This is a genomic window from Amedibacillus sp. YH-ame10, from assembly GCF_053848885.1.
Window position 1 is genome coordinate 1 of the sequence record NZ_JBSPFA010000047.1, and the last position, 17,981, is coordinate 17,981.

At 35.6% G+C, this 17,981-nt stretch carries 22 protein-coding genes; 19 read left to right on the forward strand and 3 right to left on the reverse strand.

The window, feature by feature from the left end:
* Window positions 1–122: 122 nt before the first annotated feature.
* From ACWG42_RS14150 to ACWG42_RS14160, 3 genes are all read right to left on the reverse strand, one after another.
* Window positions 123–2,099 (reverse strand): ATP-binding protein, encoded by a 1,977-nt coding sequence (locus ACWG42_RS14150; protein WP_455793212.1) that lies wholly within the window; start codon window positions 2,097–2,099, stop codon window positions 123–125.
* Between the two features lie 7 nt (window positions 2,100–2,106).
* Complete coding sequence (locus ACWG42_RS14155; RefSeq protein WP_455793213.1) at window positions 2,107–2,802, reverse strand: response regulator transcription factor; 696 nt, start codon at window positions 2,800–2,802, stop codon at window positions 2,107–2,109.
* 66 nt (window positions 2,803–2,868) lie between these two features.
* Window positions 2,869–3,510, reverse strand: coding sequence for a bactofilin family protein (locus tag ACWG42_RS14160; RefSeq protein ID WP_455793214.1), 642 nt, complete (start codon window positions 3,508–3,510; stop codon window positions 2,869–2,871).
* A gap of 519 nt (window positions 3,511–4,029) precedes the next feature.
* On the opposite strand from ACWG42_RS14160, the gene ACWG42_RS14165 reads away from it, so the two are divergent.
* The 19 genes from ACWG42_RS14165 (at window position 4,030) to lepB (ending at window position 17,794) form a co-directional block, all read left to right on the forward strand.
* Complete coding sequence (locus ACWG42_RS14165) at window positions 4,030–4,818, forward strand: TatD family hydrolase (protein WP_455793215.1); 789 nt, start codon at window positions 4,030–4,032, stop codon at window positions 4,816–4,818.
* Window positions 4,819–4,839: 21 nt separating this feature from the next.
* The gene (locus ACWG42_RS14170) at window positions 4,840–6,030 is read left to right on the forward strand and encodes an AfsR/SARP family transcriptional regulator (protein ID WP_455793216.1); all 1,191 of its coding nucleotides are present in this window, start codon (window positions 4,840–4,842) and stop codon (window positions 6,028–6,030) included.
* A 52-nt stretch (window positions 6,031–6,082) separates the two neighbouring features.
* A complete protein-coding gene (gene rpiB, locus ACWG42_RS14175; RefSeq protein ID WP_455793217.1) occupies window positions 6,083–6,523 on the forward strand; it encodes a ribose 5-phosphate isomerase B in 441 nt (146 codons plus the stop codon).
* Between the two features lie 18 nt (window positions 6,524–6,541).
* Window positions 6,542–7,276, forward strand: coding sequence for a DUF5131 family protein (locus ACWG42_RS14180; protein WP_455793218.1), 735 nt, complete (start codon window positions 6,542–6,544; stop codon window positions 7,274–7,276).
* Window positions 7,277–7,286: 10 nt separating this feature from the next.
* Window positions 7,287–7,661: a transporter gene (locus tag ACWG42_RS14185; RefSeq protein ID WP_455793219.1), complete on the forward strand. Its 375-nt coding sequence runs from the start codon at window positions 7,287–7,289 to the stop codon at window positions 7,659–7,661.
* Window position 7,662: 1 nt separating this feature from the next.
* Entirely contained in the window at window positions 7,663–8,133 is a 471-nt protein-coding gene (locus ACWG42_RS14190; RefSeq protein WP_455793220.1) for a hypothetical protein, read from the forward strand.
* A gap of 85 nt (window positions 8,134–8,218) precedes the next feature.
* Window positions 8,219–9,448: a serine hydroxymethyltransferase gene (glyA, locus tag ACWG42_RS14195; protein ID WP_455793221.1), complete on the forward strand. Its 1,230-nt coding sequence runs from the start codon at window positions 8,219–8,221 to the stop codon at window positions 9,446–9,448.
* Between the two features lie 147 nt (window positions 9,449–9,595).
* Window positions 9,596–10,216, forward strand: a complete 621-nt coding sequence (upp, locus tag ACWG42_RS14200) for a uracil phosphoribosyltransferase (RefSeq protein ID WP_455793222.1) — start codon at window positions 9,596–9,598, stop codon at window positions 10,214–10,216.
* Window positions 10,217–10,219: 3 nt separating this feature from the next.
* Window positions 10,220–10,399, forward strand: a complete 180-nt coding sequence (locus tag ACWG42_RS14205; protein WP_455793223.1) for an AtpZ/AtpI family protein — start codon at window positions 10,220–10,222, stop codon at window positions 10,397–10,399.
* Entirely contained in the window at window positions 10,392–10,772 is a 381-nt protein-coding gene (locus tag ACWG42_RS14210) for a hypothetical protein (protein ID WP_455793224.1), read from the forward strand. Before ACWG42_RS14205 ends, ACWG42_RS14210 begins: the two co-directional genes overlap by 8 nt.
* Window positions 10,772–11,467 carry a F0F1 ATP synthase subunit A gene (atpB, locus tag ACWG42_RS14215; protein ID WP_455793225.1) on the forward strand — a complete coding sequence of 232 codons (696 nt, stop codon included), beginning with the start codon at window positions 10,772–10,774 and terminating at the stop codon, window positions 11,465–11,467. Before ACWG42_RS14210 ends, atpB begins: the two co-directional genes overlap by 1 nt.
* 29 nt (window positions 11,468–11,496) lie before the next feature.
* Window positions 11,497–11,739, forward strand: a complete 243-nt coding sequence (gene atpE / locus ACWG42_RS14220) for an ATP synthase F0 subunit C (RefSeq protein WP_455793226.1) — start codon at window positions 11,497–11,499, stop codon at window positions 11,737–11,739.
* A 30-nt stretch (window positions 11,740–11,769) separates the two neighbouring features.
* Window positions 11,770–12,288, forward strand: a complete 519-nt coding sequence (atpF, locus tag ACWG42_RS14225) for a F0F1 ATP synthase subunit B (protein WP_455793227.1) — start codon at window positions 11,770–11,772, stop codon at window positions 12,286–12,288.
* Window positions 12,276–12,815 carry an ATP synthase F1 subunit delta gene (gene atpH / locus ACWG42_RS14230; protein ID WP_455793228.1) on the forward strand — a complete coding sequence of 180 codons (540 nt, stop codon included), beginning with the start codon at window positions 12,276–12,278 and terminating at the stop codon, window positions 12,813–12,815. The genes atpF and atpH overlap by 13 nt, the downstream gene beginning before the upstream one ends.
* 18 nt (window positions 12,816–12,833) lie before the next feature.
* Window positions 12,834–14,354 (forward strand): F0F1 ATP synthase subunit alpha, encoded by a 1,521-nt coding sequence (gene atpA, locus ACWG42_RS14235; RefSeq protein WP_455793229.1) that lies wholly within the window; start codon window positions 12,834–12,836, stop codon window positions 14,352–14,354.
* 3 nt (window positions 14,355–14,357) lie between these two features.
* The gene (atpG, locus tag ACWG42_RS14240; protein WP_455793230.1) at window positions 14,358–15,212 is read left to right on the forward strand and encodes an ATP synthase F1 subunit gamma; all 855 of its coding nucleotides are present in this window, start codon (window positions 14,358–14,360) and stop codon (window positions 15,210–15,212) included.
* Window positions 15,209–16,609: a F0F1 ATP synthase subunit beta gene (gene atpD, locus ACWG42_RS14245; RefSeq protein WP_455793231.1), complete on the forward strand. Its 1,401-nt coding sequence runs from the start codon at window positions 15,209–15,211 to the stop codon at window positions 16,607–16,609. The genes atpG and atpD overlap by 4 nt, the downstream gene beginning before the upstream one ends.
* A gap of 3 nt (window positions 16,610–16,612) precedes the next feature.
* Window positions 16,613–17,008, forward strand: a complete 396-nt coding sequence (gene atpC, locus ACWG42_RS14250; RefSeq protein ID WP_455793232.1) for an ATP synthase F1 subunit epsilon — start codon at window positions 16,613–16,615, stop codon at window positions 17,006–17,008.
* A 126-nt stretch (window positions 17,009–17,134) separates the two neighbouring features.
* The gene (gene lepB, locus ACWG42_RS14255; RefSeq protein WP_455793233.1) at window positions 17,135–17,794 is read left to right on the forward strand and encodes a signal peptidase I; all 660 of its coding nucleotides are present in this window, start codon (window positions 17,135–17,137) and stop codon (window positions 17,792–17,794) included.
* Window positions 17,795–17,981 lie beyond the last annotated feature (187 nt).

Sequence of the window (17,981 nt, forward strand, 5' to 3'; positions counted from 1 at the left end):
TTTAACTCTAACACATTGTTGTTTTCCATAGTTAAATTATACCAAAAAAACACGTCTTCCTCTTATGAGATTGACGTGTTTTTTTATGTTATGGCTGTTTCTTATTCGTTACAGCCTCTTTTTCATAATTGGAAGGCATCATCTAAGGTGTTTAGTACTTTATGCAGCAAAGGAATTTTGATATAGAAAGAAGTTCCTTCATGAAGTTTGGATTCTACAGATATGGTACCATGTAGTTCTTTTACAATCATATGAACGATATATAATCCAAGTCCACTTTTCTCTGAGTCATTATCTCGTTTTGAGTAAAATCTTTCAAAGATATGTGGAAGGTCATCTTCATGTATACCTGCACCACTATCTTTAAATACAATATGTACAAATTCTTCATCACTTGATACAAGTACAGTGATAACACCATCAAATGGTGTAAAGCTTAAAGCATTATAGAATAAGTTTTCTAATAGAATACTTACTTTTTCATTTTGAGCATAAATCATACAATCATTCTCTAATAATTGTATTTGGAAATGGATGCCTAAAGCATCTGCATCTGGACAATTTTCATCATAGAAGGATTGAAGTAATTTATTTATAGATAGGGCTTCATTCACACCCTTTGTCTTATCCAATTGTGTAATTTGTTGTAAGGAAGATATTCGCTCACTCATCAATTGATTCTTGCGTTCAATGGAGTGTAGATAGTTGCGGATTTCATTATCTAGATGAATATCATTTTGTTCTATCAATCGAGTATAGTTTTGGATGGCACCCAAAGGTGCTTTTAAGTCATGTGCTACATCGGAGAAGAAGGCCTTCCTTTCTTCTAGTAAATGTTCCATTTCTTTTGTTCTTTGTTCGATAGCTTGTTCAAGATGTTCGTTTAATATCAAATTATCTTTCATTAAGATACGGTTACGCTTTAAAACAATCATTAAGTAAATTAAGATAATAATGAAGCTTCCATATTCTGCTTGCCAACATCCATATATTGGTTCAAATAAATTATTGAAGAAGAAATTGAAGAGTTGTGTAATAGAGAATATAGTTCCACCCGCAAGGATATATATTGCATATGTATTCTTGCTTTTGAAGGCGAAGTAAGCACAGTAGAATAGGTATAATGAACTAATCCACTTAGATATGTCAATAAATGAACCGTATGCATTAATTAGTTGCTTATAGTTAGGTAAGAAGAGACCAGGAATTATGATTACGCAAGCAACGACAAGTATGCTAATTGGAAGAATGCATTTTCTATAGAGAAAATGTTTATCTATTTTGACAATGGTTGCGCACAATTTTAATAGTAGAGCGATACTTAAGAAGTTTAAAAAATCTTCTAATCGATATGCTATGGTGGAATATGAGGATAATAATGTATGAACGATAGGATAAAGGCAATATAAGGAAAAGCTTAAACACATATATGCAAATATAGTGAATACACTGTCTTTATCTTGTCTTCTTAATGTAATTGCGAACAAAAATAGAATGAGAGAAAAGATAGCCATACCGATATAAATTGTATGTTGAATGAAATTCATGCGTTGGATCGCTTGTATGGTGCCAATTGCGAATGGATAATAGATACCATCATAGTAATGCTTACTATGATGTATTTGTATTAGTATTTCCGTTTGTTCATTGTTTCCAAGAGATAGAATATCTCCTGTATATGCATCTTGTAGCTGTCCATTTATGTATAAGGAATATTCTGTGAAAATCTCGGGAATCTTTATAAAAATTTCTTGTGTAGCTTTTGTATGATTTATCACCATGCGGTATGTACCCTTGGTAATGTTCTTGCCTTTCATAAGGGAAAAATTAGGATATTGACCAATGAAGATATAATGAGGATTTGGTTGTAAATGGAGGAGTTCTTCTGGATTATAAATTTCATTTTGATAAAATTCCCAATCATCAATTAAAAAGATTACTCTTTGATGAATGATATCTTTTTCTGTAATTTGAATATTTCCACTTTTTCCATAGGGAGCATTCATTTCATATTTGTTGTCATGGAAAAAAAGAAAAGAAAAAAGAGTACTAATAAGCAAAACGGAGACAGTTATTATAATGGCCGCTTTTGCTTTCATGTACTCATCAATCCTTTCTTACATTGCATTCACAAAACATATAACCTTTTCCCCAAACCGTTTGTATAAAATGATGCTCCGGGAAAGATTGATCCAATTTTTTACGAAGGTGAGCAATATGTACTTGTACTGTTTGAGCATTCTCTATATCTGGCATTCTCCAGATTAATTGATAGATTTGTCCAATCGTAAACACACGTTTTGGATTTTTTATTAGCAATACTAGAATGTCAAATTCAAAGGAAGTTGTAATAATTGCATGATGGTTTAAATGTACACTTCTTGCGTCTAGGTTGATGATCAAAGGATCCGATTGGATAAGCTTTACATTTTTATCATCATGATTATGTTGGCGAATTCTTGCGTGGATGCGTAATTCCAATTCCCTTAAATCATAAGGTTTTATCATATAATCATCGCCACCGCAAATAAACCCATGTTCAACTTCTTGTTTTTCAATCAAACTTGTCAGGAAAATGATAGGAGTATTCGTGATTTTTTTAATCTGCTCACATATGTCATATCCGCTTTCTTTTTCCAACATAATATCCAACACGATACAATCGATTGCACAAGTCTTAATCAAATCCATACATTCCTGTGAATTAGAAGCACAGAGCACACGAAAACCTTGTTTTGACAAATATGCTTTATTTGTAATTTGAATATCTATATCGTCATCCACTAATAATACTTGATACATGTTAGCATTCTCCTGTCGTAATTCAAGATATAGGATATTATAACACATATTTATGTGAGAATATATCTACTCTGTGATAATACAGCACTGTCCTTTTATAGAAGCACCTTTTTCCGTTTTTAAGAAATAAGCAGAAAGATTTCCTTCGATAGAAGTATGCTGCATAAGGAGTAATTCTCCTTTAATATCTATATCACCCTTGATATGTGCATCACAAGAAAGTGAAGTTCCACTCACGTTTCCAAATACCTGAGCGTTGCTTAATAGTTCTAATGTATTTGTAGCTGTAATGTTTCCTGTGATAGTGGCGTCATGAACGTATGTGTTCATAGCAATCACATCTCCATTGATGCATCCATTATCCATATGGATATCACCACTGCATGAGATATTTCCTACAATATTACCAGAGATATATAAATCCCCATCTACTTCTAAATTGCCTTGTATGCTTGTGGTTTCACTAATAACTGTATTTGCTACTTTAACCTTTTTTACTTCTTCATTGATAGCATCATCTAAAGAAGGTTGTGCATCTTCTTCATAGGAAACGATTGCATTTTCTTCTATTGAATATTCATTTACTGCTTCCATAAACACGCTTTCCAATGCTTCCTCGTTCTTTGTGGTTTCTATTTCCATTTCGCCATCTTTCGTTTGTTGTTCTTGTTCTGCGAAAAGTTTCTTTTGTCTTTCATACCATTTCATAGTTGTAATATCCTCCTATAGTTTATCGACTTCATTTTATCATGCATTAAAAAAATCATATAAGAAAATCCAAATTCTTAAAACAAATTTAAAAAATTAAAACATATCCATAATTGGAATGCTCATCTTCTTTTATTATGAATCCGAAGGAATTATAAAAACTTGTACTTTCAAATCATCACTTAAGATAACACTGTACTTCGTATTGTGTCTGCTTTCACTTCTTCTGCACTATATGTTTCGTTTTCGTCGTTATACAGTTTCATTTCTCCTTGTATGTTCTTTTGTGTAAGTGTGGTTAATCTCGTGAACTCTTATATTTCTAGGGTTTTGGCGATATTGCACACGTACAATAGGTGGCTCCATTTTCTCATAAATACAATAAAACAAATAAGAAGGATGCTAGTTTTATAGGGTGATAACCCATAAAAAATCAATTATTTTAAAAGGTTTATAAGATTATCTTCATATTTTCGACGATTTATATTACAATTAAGTCATAAATATAGGAGATACTTTATGGAAACTTACGTATGTGATACGCATTGCCATATTACTTGTGATGCTTTATATGGACGAATAGAAGAGGTTTTTAAAAATGCAATAGAGCATCATGTGAAACGTTTGTTGGTAGTTTGTACGAACTTTATAGAGTATGAACGAGCGGACATATGGAAAGAGAAAGGCTATCCTATCGATATTGCCTTGGGATTTCATCCAAACGATTTGTATGTCTTTAAAGAAGAAGATTACGCACGTTTGGAAAATTTGTTATCTCAGGACAAGCTCATTGCGTTAGGTGAGATAGGACTTGACTATCACTGGGATGATGTAGGTAGAGAAGATCAAAAGATTGGGTTCAAAAGGCAAATTGAAATTGCGCAAAAATATGATAAGCCAATTTTAATCCATATGCGTGATGCAACGCAGGATACCATAGAAATTCTGAAATCTTATGCACCATGTAAAGGAATTATGCATTGTTACAGTGGAAGCTATGAAACCGCAAAGATACTAATGGATGTAGGATTTTATATATCCTTTGCGGGTCCTCTTACATTTAAGAATTCCAAAGGGGTAGTGGAAACTGCCCAAAAGATTCCAGTTGATCGATTATTTGTAGAAACAGATTGTCCCTATTTAACACCACATCCTTTTCGTGGGAAACAAAATGAACCAATGTATATAACGTATACATTTGAGAAACTTTGTGAGATTAAAGGGATGAATGAAGAAGAACTAAGTAAGCAAATGGAAGAAAACTATAGCAAGTTATTTGCGATGAAGGACGCTAGCATGATAAAATAGTGCTACAAAGAGGTAAAGAATATGAAGAAGAAAAATATGCTAACAATTCACATGTTGGGCGAGTTTACAATTGAAAATGAATATAATCGATTTCCTAAGGATCGCAAAAAGAGTGTTCAGGTTATCATTTTAATTGCATATTTAATCGCACATCGCCAAAGTATGGCTACAAAATCAGTGTTAATGGACGTGTTATGGCCAGATCATGATATTGATAATCCAGAGGGAGCACTTCGTAATTTAGTATACCGTGCAAGAAAAGAAATGTCTTTGTTTTACCCAGATGATAAAAAGAAGAAATGCATTATTTCAAAAGGAAATGCGTATGCATGGAACACAGAGGTTCCTCAAATCATAGATATTGATGATATGGAAGTTTTATGTGAGCGCATCCTAAATCAAAAGAATATAGAAGATATTCGTATGGATGCTTTACAACTATGTTCTAGATATAACGATAGTTTCATGTATGAGTTTTCTTCTGAGACATGGGTAAGAGACTTACGTGAACATTATCATAGTATGATGTTACATGCGGTGGATAAGGCATGTAAATTATATATGGAAGAAGAAAAATATGAATATATTATAGAAGTTTGTAGTTATATCGACTTCAAACAGTTCTATCATAGTAGTATTCATGAGTGTAAACTTTTTGCGTATTATAAACTAAATCAAATAGCTTTAGCTATTTCCTATTATCATCGTGTAGTAGATATGTACTATAGTAATATGGGTGTAAAACCAACCAATCGTATGAAAGAAATCTATAAGCTATTATCTGAGAAATCTTTACAAAATTCATTAAGTGTTACATCATTGGAAGAAAATCTAAATGAAACTCGTAATAATTCTGGAGCTTTCTATTGTGATTTTGAAATCTTCCGCAATATCTATCAAATCAATCAACGTTCTGCACATAGATCTACACGTGCAAAATATTTGGTACTTTTAACACTGTCTAGTGAAGAAGAAACAACGAGTAAAACGTATTTTCAAGAAGAGGCAGATATTCTACACAAAGTCATCATGGAAGATTTACGTAAAAATGATGTGTACTCAAAGTGTAATAGTACACAATTTGCAATTATCGTAGCAACTTCTAAATTAGAAGGCTGTATGAAGGCGATTGATCGTATCGTGAGTAAGTTCGAAATGAAAAAGAAACATAGAGAAATCAATTTGACGTTTGATATTCGAGATATTATCTAGTAACTTTTAGATGATATTGTTATAATAAAAACACATCAAGGAGGATATGAATATGAAAATAGCAGTAGCTTGTGATCATGGTGCATTTGAGTACAAAGAAATTGTCAAAGGCATGATGAAAGAAATGGGACATGAAGTTGTTGATTTTGGGACAGATAGTTGTGCATCTGTGGATTACCCAGATTATGCAGGTCCTGCCGCAAAAGCTGTAGCAAACAAAGAATGTGATCGTGGTATTGTCATTTGTGGTACTGGTATAGGGGTCAGTATTGCAGCCAATAAAGTAAAAGGAATTCGCTGTGCATTATGCAACGATCCATTGAGTGCAAAACTTACAAGAGAACATAACGATTCCAATGTACTAGCAATGGGACAACGTATCATTGGAGAAGAATTGATGAAAGAAATTGTGCGTGTTTGGATGAATACTGAATTCTCACATGATGAACGTCATCAAAGAAGAATTGATAAAGTAAGTGCATTAGAAAAATAAAAGAAAGGAATTCATTGTATGGCAAGTTGGAATCCCTGGCATGGATGCCATAAACTGAGCGCAGGATGTCAGAACTGTTATGTATATCGCATGGATGCAAGACGCGATAAAGACAGTTCCATTGTCACACGACTGAAGAATTTTCAATATCCAATTCAAAAGAAAAGAGACGGCTCTTATAAGATACCTTCTGGTACCATAGTCTATACCTGTTTTACCAGTGATTTTTTTGTGGAAGAGGCGGACGCATGGCGTGATGAAGCGTGGGCGATGATAAAAGAGCGTGAGGATCTTTTCTTTTTTATGATTACCAAACGTATTGATCGACTGGAAAGCTGTGTTCCACAGGATTGGGGCAATGGGTATGAGAATGTAATGATTTGTTGTACGATTGAAAATCAAGAACGCGCAAATTATCGAATGCCAATTTATATGAAGGCAAAGATTGCGCATAAGTCAATTATATGTGAACCATTATTAGAGGATATTGATTTAACACCATGGTTGGATAATAGCATTGAACAAATAACGGCTGGTGGAGAAAGTGGAATGGAAGCAAGAATTTGCGATTATGATTGGATACTACATATTCGACAACAATGCCTTGAAAAAGATATTAAATTCTACTTTAAACAAACAGGCGCAAAATTTAGAAAAGATGGCAAATTATACCGTATGCTAAGAAAAGATCAACACCATCAAGCGCGTAAAGCGGGTATTGATTATCATGCGGATTATCCACAGTATAAATAAAGGAGGCATTATGAAGGGGATTAATGAAAAATTAGTTAGGGTAACAAAAGGATTGGAACTTGCGATTGCGGTACTGTTGATTGTTGCGATTACAGTGTCGGCAATATATGTTGTTTTCTATGCAGGGAATGCATTAAAAGAAGGAAGTTTTCAATTAGAATCGTTTATGAAAACAGTATTGACTTTGGTTGTGGGGATTGAGTTTGCGAAGATGTTAATCTTACATACGCCTGAATCTGTACTAGAAGTGTTGTTGTATGCAGTTGCCAGACAGATTGTTATTTATCATGATAGTGCTTTGGAGAATTTGGTTGGTGTATTGGCTGTGGGTGTTATATTTGCGATACGTAAATATCTAAGTAAAGAGAAGAGCGAGAAAGCTTAATATGGGACACTTTGGGTTTTCCTATGTAGGTCTAGTGTATATGTTGATGTTATTCATACCCAATCTTATGTGGGCGAAGCGCATGCCACAAGGATATGATGCAGATGGGGAATCAAAGGCGTTACAATATTTTGAACGAGTTGGAGAAGTATGTGTAAGCGCATGTGCGATTTGTTTCACAGATTTTAATATACATGTGATTACTATGAATTCTATTTGGTTACTGCTTTCTTTTGGATGTATGTTACTGTATGAAGGGTACTGGATTCGCTACTTTAGAAGTGAGCGTACGTTGAAAGATTTTTATTGCTCATTTGCAGGGATACCTATTGCGGGAGCGAGCCTTCCGGTGATTGCATTTTTACTATTAGGGATCTATGGAAATGTTATCTGGATGATACTTTCTGCACTTATATTAGGTGTTGGACATATTGGGATTCATATGCAACATAAGCGTGCTTTCGATAAATGAAAGAAAATGCGATTATTTTCATAAACTTTATGAAAATTTTTGCGAAGAATATGATAAAATAAACACATTGAACGGAGGTCAAGGTATGAATGATAAGTTAATTCAAGAAGCAATCGAACAAGAAGCGAAGCGTCAGCTGTATAATATTGAGCTGATTGCATCAGAAAACTATGTATCCAAAGATGTATTAGATGCGGCGGGAAGTATTCTTACGAATAAATATGCGGAAGGGTATCCAAGCAAACGTTATTATGGTGGATGTGTGAACGTAGATGTCATTGAAGAATTGGCAAGAAATCGCGCAATGGAATTGTTTGGAGCAGAACATGCCAATGTACAACCACATAGTGGTTCTCAAGCAAACATGGGTGTTTACATGGCACTCTTACAACCAGGTGATACTGTGCTTGGGATGAACTTAACAGCTGGTGGACACTTGACACATGGTCATCCATTGAACTTTAGTGGAACACTTTATGACTTTGTGGATTATGGAGTACGTGAAGATGATCAAACCATTGATTATGAAGATGTACGTCGTGTAGCTTTAGAAAAGAAACCTAAATTGATCGTTGCGGGAGCAAGTGCATATCCTCGTACTATTGATTTCAAGAAGTTTAAAGAAATTGCGGATGAAGTAGGAGCTTACTTCATGGTAGATATGGCACATATTGCAGGTTTAGTTGCGGCTGGAATACATCCAAGTCCTGTACCTTACGCAGATTTTGTGACTTCTACTACACATAAAACATTGCGTGGACCACGTGGTGGAATCATTTTATGTAAAAAAGAACATGCGCCATTACTAGATAAAAAAGTATTCCCAGGAATGCAAGGTGGTCCTTTGATGCATGTGATTGCGGCAAAAGCAGTATGTTTCCATGAAGCAATGCAACCAGAATTCAAAGACTATGCTGCACAAGTAATCAAGAACTGTAAAGTAATGTCTGATACATTACAAGCAGAGGGTTTCCGTGTTGTGAGTGGTGGTACCGATAACCATTTGATCTTAGTGGATGTTAAATCAAGCATTGGAATGAATGGGAAAGTGGCAGAACACTTACTTGATGAAGCGGGTATTACATGTAATAAAAATACCATTCCATTTGAAACTGAGAAACCGTTTGTTACGAGTGGAATTCGTTTAGGAACAGCCGCTATGACAACTCGTGGGTTCAAAGAAGAAGAGTTTAAACAAGTCGCATTATGGATTTCAAAAGTACTAAAAAATGCGGATAATGAAGAGTTAATCAAAGAAGTACATAAGGAAGTATGTGCGTTAACAGAGAACTTTCCATTACCAAACGAAAAATAAAATTACCTAAGGCTATCGAATGGATAGCCTTTTTCATATATAGTTCTTTCTGTAATCATGAAAAAACTGTATAAAACAGGGAAAAATACATATAATCATGATATAATAATGCCGTGAAGTATTTTTTAATAGAAGGAGAAGTTTGTTATGTTAAATGTATTAAAACATCCTCTGATTACGCATAAATTAACACAAATGCGTAAGAAGGAAACTGGTACAAAAGACTTTCGACAGAATCTTGATGAGATTGCAGGTCTTATGGCTTATGAAATCACAAGAGATATACCTCTAGCGGAAGTGGAAATTGATACACCGGTTGCGACCTGTAAGACGTATTCTTTAGAAAAAGAAATCGTATTGGTACCAATTCTTCGAGCAGGACTAGGTATGGTAAATGGGATTTGTAACTTGATACCAACCGTAAAGATTGCCCATGTTGGGTTGTATCGTGATGAAGAGACATTAGAACCTCACACGTATTTCGAAAAGTATCCTAAAGAAATTGATGATGCTGTCGTTATGATTGTGGATCCAATGTTAGCAACAGGTGGTAGCGCGAATGCGGCAATTTCTATGGTGAAAAAACAAGGAGCGAAGAATATTCGTTTGGTATGTTTGGTTGGAGCTCCTGAAGGAGTTGCGGCAGTAGAAAAAGAACATCCAGAAGTGGATATTTATCTAGCTTCATTAGATGAAAAGCTAAATGAAAAAGGATATATTATTCCAGGTCTTGGAGATGCGGGAGATCGAATCTTCGGTACGAAGTAGTCTATGAAGTGGGCGATTAAGTGGCTCGCGACATTTACACTTAGCTGTTTAATTGCGGCTGTTGTAGGAGTTTGGTTAGATGAGTTATTACATACAGCTCCCTGTATGATACTCGTGTTTCTAGCCTATGCAATTGGCGGTAATTTTTATACTCTATGGAAGGAGTTGAGCAAGGATGAATGAATTGCAACGTATGAATCAAAAAATCAAAGTTTTAACCTTCATTTTAATGGGTGTGGCAATGATTGTTGGTGCCATTATCGCTATGATGTGGAACCATAACATCTATAAGGTTGTAGGTGGTGTAGCAATTGGAGCTTTGGTTGGATTGATAGGTTTTCAAATGATTTCTCGTATGACAAAATCGATTGAATATGCAGGGAATGCCCAAGCAAGTGGATACTTTGGATACATGATGCGTTACCTTATGTATGGTCTTGTATTTGCGGCGAGTATTTTTTGTGGAATCAATGCTTTTGCTTTATTAGCGGGGTTTACTTGTCATAAGATTGCTATCATTTTCTATAGTTTAAAAACAAGAGAGGAGGATGATTAGTGGCATTTGATATTACCATCGCAGGATTACACATATATATCCATGAATCTGTATTTAATTGGCTCGTCTTATGTTTGCTTTTTAGTATATTCTTTATACTTGCTGGTAAAAGAATAAAGAAGGCAGACCCTAAGGTAGCTCCAAAAGGATTCCTATTGTTATGTGAAATTGTTGCTGGTCTTGGTAAGGGTATTATTTCGGACAATTTACAAGATCGAACAAAATACTATCTACCATTTTTTGGAACATTGATATTTATGATGGCACCAAGCAATTTATTGGGATTGATTGGATTACAGCCACCAACAAGTAATTTAAGTGTAAATATTACATTGGCATTGATGATGTTCTTGTTGATTCATTATACAAGCATCAAAGAGAATGGTCTTAAAGCAAAATTAAAAGGCTGGTGTGAACCATTTTTCTTGTTTTTACCAATGAATATATTAGGAGATTTGGCATTACCAATTTCCTTATCACTGCGTTTGTTCGGGAATATGTTAGCGGGAAGTATCATCGTTGGGATGGTCTACTCACTGTTGAAAGGATTTATGCCTTTTGGAGCTGTAGGATTGGCGATTACACCATTCTTACACGCATATTTCGATATATTTTCAGGTTTGATACAAACCTACATCTTCTTTACGATTGCCAGTTTCTTTTTATCAGATAGTATGGCAAGTGATGAAGATTAAAAATTGAAAACTATAAGGAGGAAAATAATATGGAATTCAATGAATATTTTGTACAAGGTATGGCGGTTTTAGGTGCGGGTATCGCAATGATTGCTGGTTTAGGTCCTGGTATCGGTCAGGGTATTGCCGCAAGTAAAGGTGCAGAAGCTGTTGGTAGAAACCCAGAAGCTGCTGGAAAAATTCGTAGTATCATGGTACTTGGTATTGCCATGGCAGAGACAACTGGTATTTATGCCTTAATTATTGCCTTGATTTTAATTTTCGCAGTATAACAAACTACAAGTTAGGAGGGTTTGATACATATGGATATTAATATATCAAATTACCTGCGTATTGATCTTGTGGATGTTATTCTTGTCTGTATTTCTACTTTGATCTTGTGCCTGGTAGCGAAGCATTTCTTCTGGGACGTTATTTTGGATTATTTTAAGAAACGTCACGATATGATAGCTGCAGATATTCAAGCAGGAGAAGATGCTAAAATTGCTGGTGAAACTTATAAGGCACGCTATGAAGAACAAATGGCAAGTGCGAAAAGTGAAGCACATGAGATTGTAGAAACAGCAGTCAAACATGCTGGTGAAGAGAAGAAAGAAATAGTAGCCAAAGCGAAACAGGAAGCGGAACATATCAAAGCGAAAGCACATCAAGATATGGAACGCGAAAAAGTGCAGGCGCAAAGCGAAATGAAACAAGCTGTTGTAGATGTTGCCTTTGAAGCTGCGAAGCAGATTGTCAAAAAAGAAATTGATGAAGACAAACAAAAATCTTATGTGGATGATTTTATTGAACATGTAGGTGAAGACAAATGGCAGGATTAGTTGCGAAGAATTATTGTGAGGCAATTTTTTCTATTGCTTTGGAAGATAAAACTTTGGATTTGTACAAAGAACAGTTGCAATTTGTGGATGAGACAATGGCAGAAGCAGATTTCTATACCATTCTTTCACATCCTAAAATTTCACGAGCAGAAAAAAAAGATGTACTAGAAAAAGTATACGCAAAAGATTTGGACGCAACGCTTTTAAATTTCTTGAAGCTTTTGATTGATAAAGGGCATTTTCGTTCCTTACATGATATCGTAAAAGAATACATAAAAAGCTACAACGAAGTAAATAACATACAAGTCGTTTATGTACGTAGCGCCTCTGTTTTGAAAGAAGATGAAATACAACGTTTAATCAAAGCGTTGGAAAATAAACTTCATAAGAAAATAGATTTGCGCCTTTGCGTAGATGAAGACTTGATTGCGGGAATCCGTGTAAAAATAAATGATGAAATTATAGACAATAGCGCAGTTTCTAGATTGGAACGTATGCGCAAAAGTGTCTCATTGACAAAAATTTAAGAAAGTGAGGTGAATGCAGTGAGTTTAAAGCCAGAAGAAATTAGTAAGTTATTAAAAGAACAAATTCGTCGTTATGATGATGAAATAGAAGTTGGTGAAACAGGAACAGTGATCACGATCGGTGATGGGATTGCCTTAGTATATGGACTTCGAAATGCCATGGCTGGTGAACTACTGCTGTTTCCCCATGATGTATATGGAATGGTGCTGAATCTTGAAGAAGAACATGTAGGTGCTGTTTTAATGGGAAATGATACAGGAATTAAAGAAGGCGATGAAGTTCGCCGTACTGGTAAGATTGTTGAGGTTCCTGTCGGAGATATGATGCTTGGACGAGTTGTAAATGCTCTAGGACAAGCAATCGATGGTGGAGAAGCTATAACAAGTGATACATATCGTCCAGTAGAACGTGTGGCTCCTGGTGTTATGACACGTAAAAGTGTACATCAACCATTACAGACTGGATTAAAAATTATTGACTCTATGATTCCAATTGGAAAAGGTCAACGTGAGTTGATTATCGGAGATCGTCAAACTGGTAAAACTGCCATTGCGATAGATACCATCATTAACCAAAAAGATCGTGGAGTATATTGTATCTATGTTGCGATTGGACAAAAAGCTAGTACCGTTGCGCAAATCGTAGAAAAATTAAGAAGTCATGATGCAATGTCTTATACAACCATTGTATCCTCTACTGCAAGTGATGCAGCTCCTTTACAATACATTGCGCCTTATGCAGGTTGTGCAATTGGTGAAGAATGGATGGAACAAGGAAAAGATGTCCTAATTGTATATGATGATTTAAGTAAACATGCGGTAGCTTATCGTACGATGTCCTTATTGTTGAAACGTCCACCAGGACGTGAAGCATATCCAGGAGATGTATTCTATTTGCATAGTCGTTTGTTGGAACGTGCAGCGAAATTAAATGATGAATTAGGTGCAGGAAGTTTAACTGCATTACCAATCATTGAAACACAAGCTGGAGATATTGCGGCGTATATTCCAACCAATGTAATTTCTATTACAGATGGGCAAATCTTCTTACAGAGTGAATTGTTCAATAGTGGAGTACGTCCTGCCGTAGATTCAGGTTTATCTGTATCACGTGTTGGTAGTGCGGCTCAAATAAAAGCAATGAAACAAGTAAGTGGTTCATTGAAATTAGAGCTAGCACAGTATCGTGAAATGCAAGCCTTTGCGAAATTCGGTAGTGATTTAGATGCGGCAACAAGTGAGACATTGGCACATGGTGAACGTCTAACAAAACTATTGATTCAAAAACAATACGATCCAATGCCTACAACGCATCAAGTCGTATCCTTGTTTGCGGCAAAGAATAAATATTTACGTGAAATTAGTGCAGAAAAAGTAGAACTATACGAAAAAGAAATGCTCAAATTCATGGTTCGTGAACATCAAGAACTTCTACATGAATTGGATGAAAAACAAAGCATTGATGATGCACTTAGCGCATCACTTAAAACAGCTCTAGATGCTTTTGCGATAGAATTCAAAAATGTATTGGAAGGGTAGATTATGGCAGCGGGTAAGTTAGCCATTAAGGCACGTATTCGATCTGTTGAATCTACACAGAAAATTACAAAAGCGATGCAATTGGTCGCATCTAGTAAGTTAAAGAAACAGAAACAGTATATGGAAGAAAATCGCGAATATGCGTATTATCTAAAAGAAACTGTTCAAGAAATCTTATCCACAATAGAAAACAATGACCATCCTTTCTTAACACAACGAGAAGGAAAGACTTGTACGATTGTATTTACAAGTGATATGGGATTGTGTGGTGGTTACAACGCCAATGTATACCGAATGCTAGAAGAAAGTCATGATGATGATATTGTGATGATTGGTGGTAGAGGAAATGGTTGGATTCGTAACAAAGATTTCAAAGTGGTACAATCTCTTGTAGAAATGGAAGATGATTGTTATCAGGAACTTTCTGCTTTGGCAGATAGTGTTTTAGAGAACTATCGCAATGGAGAAATTGCGAGTATCCAAATTTTATACACTCGTTTTGTGAACCCTGTAACCTTTACACCAGAAATTGTGAAACTTCTTCCTGTTCAAAAAGAAGAACGTGTTAGCGAAAAAACTGGTGCAAAAGCAATCACAGAATTTGAACCTGCGGGCGATAAAATATTAAATACACTGATTCCACTGTATTTACGATCATTGTTATACAGTTACTTTTTAGAAACCAAGACAAGCGAACAGGCGAGTCGTAGAATGGCGATGGAAAGTGCAACAGATAATGCGGATGAATTAAAAGAAACCTTGGAATTGGAGTTCAACCAGGCAAGGCAAGCCGCAATTACCCAGGAAATAACGGAAATTGTTGGTGGTGTAAATGCCATGGAAGGAGCGAATACATGAGTAAGAATATAGGTAAGATAGTACAGGTTATTGGACCTGTCGTAGATATTGTGTTTGAAGATGGAAATCTACCACAATTGTTAGCGGCGATTGAAATTCCACTAAAAGATCAGGAATCTTTGGTTGTGGAAGCTGCGCAACATATTGGAGATGACCGTGTACGTTGTATCTCTATGGGAAGTACCGATGGATTGGTACGAGACATGGAGGCAATTGATACAGGTTCACCAATTAGTGTTCCTGTTGGAAAAGAAGTATTAGGACGTATGTTCAATGTCTTAGGGCGTGAAATTGATGGATTAGGTAAAGTAGAAAAGTGTGAATATTTACCAATTCATAGAAATGCCCCAACCTTTGATGAACAACAGACTTCGGCAGATATGCTGGAGACTGGTATCAAGGTTATCGATTTATTATGTCCTTATGCAAAGGGTGGTAAAATCGGTTTGTTTGGAGGAGCAGGGGTTGGTAAAACCGTGCTAATTCAAGAACTTATTCACAATATCGCAAAAGAACATGGTGGTATGTCTGTCGTTACTGGAGTTGGGGAGAGAACCCGTGAAGGAAACGATATGTATCACGAAATGAAGGACAGCGGAGTCCTTGATAAAACAGTTCTTGTATATGGACAGATGAATGAATCACCAGGAGCTAGAATGCGTGTTGGACTAACAGGTCTTACTATGGCAGAATACTTCCGTGATCACGATCATCAAGACGTATTGTTATTTATTGATAACATCTTCCGTTTCACACAAGCAGGAAGTGAAGTTAGTGCCTTGCTAGGACGTATGCCTAGTGCCGTAGGTTACCAACCAACACTTGCGACAGAAATGGGACAATTACAAGAACGTATTACATCTACAAAAAATGGTTCTATTACATCTGTACAGGCAATCTATGTGCCTGCGGATGACTTAACCGATCCGGCTCCAGCAACTGCCTTTACGCATCTTGATGCGAAAACAGTATTGGACCGTGATATTGCGGCTTTAGGAATTTATCCTGCAGTGGACCCATTGGAATCAAGTTCACGTATTCTAGATCCACTAGTAGTAGGAGATGAACATTACGCAGTAGCACGTGGTGTACAAGAGATATTACAACGTTACAAAGAACTACAAGACATCATTGCCATTCTTGGTATGGATGAATTGAGTGAAGAAGATAAGATTATTGTTAACCGTGCACGTCGTGTTCGTAACTTCTTATCTCAACCATTTAACGTAGCGGAAGTATTCTCTGGTATTAAAGGATGTTATGTATCAAGAGAAGATACCATTCGTAGCTTTAAAGAACTTCTAGAAGGAAAATATGATCATTTACCAGAAATGGCATTTATGTTCGTATCTACCATCGAAGATGCGGTTGAAAAAGCCAAGACATTAGAAGGATAGCCTATGATCAAGATTAAGATCATAACTCCAGTAGGTCTTTACCTAGAAGAAGAAATAGAATCTATTAACGTAAAGACAGTGGAAGGATATCGTACCATTCTACCAAGTCATATCCCATTGGTCGCAATGCTTGATACATGTCGTTGTACTCTAAAAATAAATGGAGCTAGTCATAGCTATGCTTTGGCTGGTGGTTTATTACAAATTAACGATAATGAAATGAGAATTCTAACCGATGCGATAGAAGGAAGAGAAGAAATCGATTTAGAACGTGCAAGACGCTCTAAAGAACGTGCGGAAAAACGTTTGGCAAAGAAAACTGAAGAAATTGATTTGAAGAGAGCGGAAATCGCTTTAGCCAAAGCAATTAACCGAATTAAAATACGCGAAGAACACTGAAAAGTGTTCTTTTTCTATATAAATTAGTATGATTTATTCCTTTTCTTTCAAAATTTTTAGAAGATTATAGTTATGTTTTGTCGAAGTGGTGCTATAATAAATAGCAAGAGTGAGAGGATGAACTATATGGATGAAGAAGTACGCTTTGAAGCTGAGATAGATATACCAGAAACAACAAAAGAACAAATCAAGAAAAATAAAAAAATGAAGCCTAAAAAAGAAGGCATTGCATATGAAATATGGGATTTATTTAAAACCTTTGTAATTTGTGCTGTGTTTGTTTTTCTACTGACAACATTTGTAGTTAAACCTGTACAAGTAGAAGGCGTCAGTATGACCCCGACTTTAGAAAACAAACAAATCGGCGTAATGAACGTAATTGATGTGAAAATTCATGGCATCAATCGTTTCGATGTAGTTGTTGTTAGTGATGATAAAATTACTGGTGGAGATAACTGGGTAAAACGTGTCATTGGATTACCGGGCGATAGCATTTACGCAAAAGATGACGTTGTATATGTAAATGGTCAGGCGATCGATGAACCTTACTTGGATACGAAATATGTAGATAATTTTAAAAATAAAATCAATCCAGTATTTACTGGAGACTTTGAAAAAATAACTTTAAAAGAAGGGGAATATTTTTTAATGGGAGATAATCGCCCCTATTCTCATGATTCTAGAGCTGTCGGTCCATTTTTAGAAGGAGACTTTAAAGGAAAAGACGTATATGTCTTATATCCATTCACAGAGATGCACATTGTACGTAATGGAGCTTTGTCCTAATTGCGTTAGTGTCAAGTAAGTGTGGAATTATTACCATATAAAATTAAATCTTATATTGAAAGGCTGTGAGCGTAGCGAGCAGCCTTTCAATGTCTTGCCATGAATCCTTTTATATAATTTGATGTAGATGCTTTGCCTTGTCTTTGTGTATTATGTTCGAATATAGAAAAGTCCAAAGAATCCTTTA

Coding starts and splice junctions, on each gene's coding strand:
- ACWG42_RS14150 (WP_455793212.1), bottom strand. CDS start 2,099: ATGAAAGCAAAAGCGGCCATTATAATAACTGTCTCCGTTTTGCTTATT.
- ACWG42_RS14155 (WP_455793213.1), bottom strand. CDS start 2,802: ATGTATCAAGTATTATTAGTGGATGACGATATAGATATTCAAATTACA.
- ACWG42_RS14160 (WP_455793214.1), bottom strand. CDS start 3,510: ATGAAATGGTATGAAAGACAAAAGAAACTTTTCGCAGAACAAGAACAA.
- ACWG42_RS14165 (WP_455793215.1), top strand. CDS start 4,030: ATGGAAACTTACGTATGTGATACGCATTGCCATATTACTTGTGATGCT.
- ACWG42_RS14170 (WP_455793216.1), top strand. CDS start 4,840: ATGAAGAAGAAAAATATGCTAACAATTCACATGTTGGGCGAGTTTACA.
- rpiB (WP_455793217.1), top strand. CDS start 6,083: ATGAAAATAGCAGTAGCTTGTGATCATGGTGCATTTGAGTACAAAGAA.
- ACWG42_RS14180 (WP_455793218.1), top strand. CDS start 6,542: ATGGCAAGTTGGAATCCCTGGCATGGATGCCATAAACTGAGCGCAGGA.
- ACWG42_RS14185 (WP_455793219.1), top strand. CDS start 7,287: ATGAAGGGGATTAATGAAAAATTAGTTAGGGTAACAAAAGGATTGGAA.
- ACWG42_RS14190 (WP_455793220.1), top strand. CDS start 7,663: ATGGGACACTTTGGGTTTTCCTATGTAGGTCTAGTGTATATGTTGATG.
- glyA (WP_455793221.1), top strand. CDS start 8,219: ATGAATGATAAGTTAATTCAAGAAGCAATCGAACAAGAAGCGAAGCGT.
- upp (WP_455793222.1), top strand. CDS start 9,596: ATGTTAAATGTATTAAAACATCCTCTGATTACGCATAAATTAACACAA.
- ACWG42_RS14205 (WP_455793223.1), top strand. CDS start 10,220: ATGAAGTGGGCGATTAAGTGGCTCGCGACATTTACACTTAGCTGTTTA.
- ACWG42_RS14210 (WP_455793224.1), top strand. CDS start 10,392: ATGAATGAATTGCAACGTATGAATCAAAAAATCAAAGTTTTAACCTTC.
- atpE (WP_455793226.1), top strand. CDS start 11,497: ATGGAATTCAATGAATATTTTGTACAAGGTATGGCGGTTTTAGGTGCG.
- atpF (WP_455793227.1), top strand. CDS start 11,770: ATGGATATTAATATATCAAATTACCTGCGTATTGATCTTGTGGATGTT.
- atpH (WP_455793228.1), top strand. CDS start 12,276: ATGGCAGGATTAGTTGCGAAGAATTATTGTGAGGCAATTTTTTCTATT.
- atpG (WP_455793230.1), top strand. CDS start 14,358: ATGGCAGCGGGTAAGTTAGCCATTAAGGCACGTATTCGATCTGTTGAA.
- atpD (WP_455793231.1), top strand. CDS start 15,209: ATGAGTAAGAATATAGGTAAGATAGTACAGGTTATTGGACCTGTCGTA.
- atpC (WP_455793232.1), top strand. CDS start 16,613: ATGATCAAGATTAAGATCATAACTCCAGTAGGTCTTTACCTAGAAGAA.
- lepB (WP_455793233.1), top strand. CDS start 17,135: ATGGATGAAGAAGTACGCTTTGAAGCTGAGATAGATATACCAGAAACA.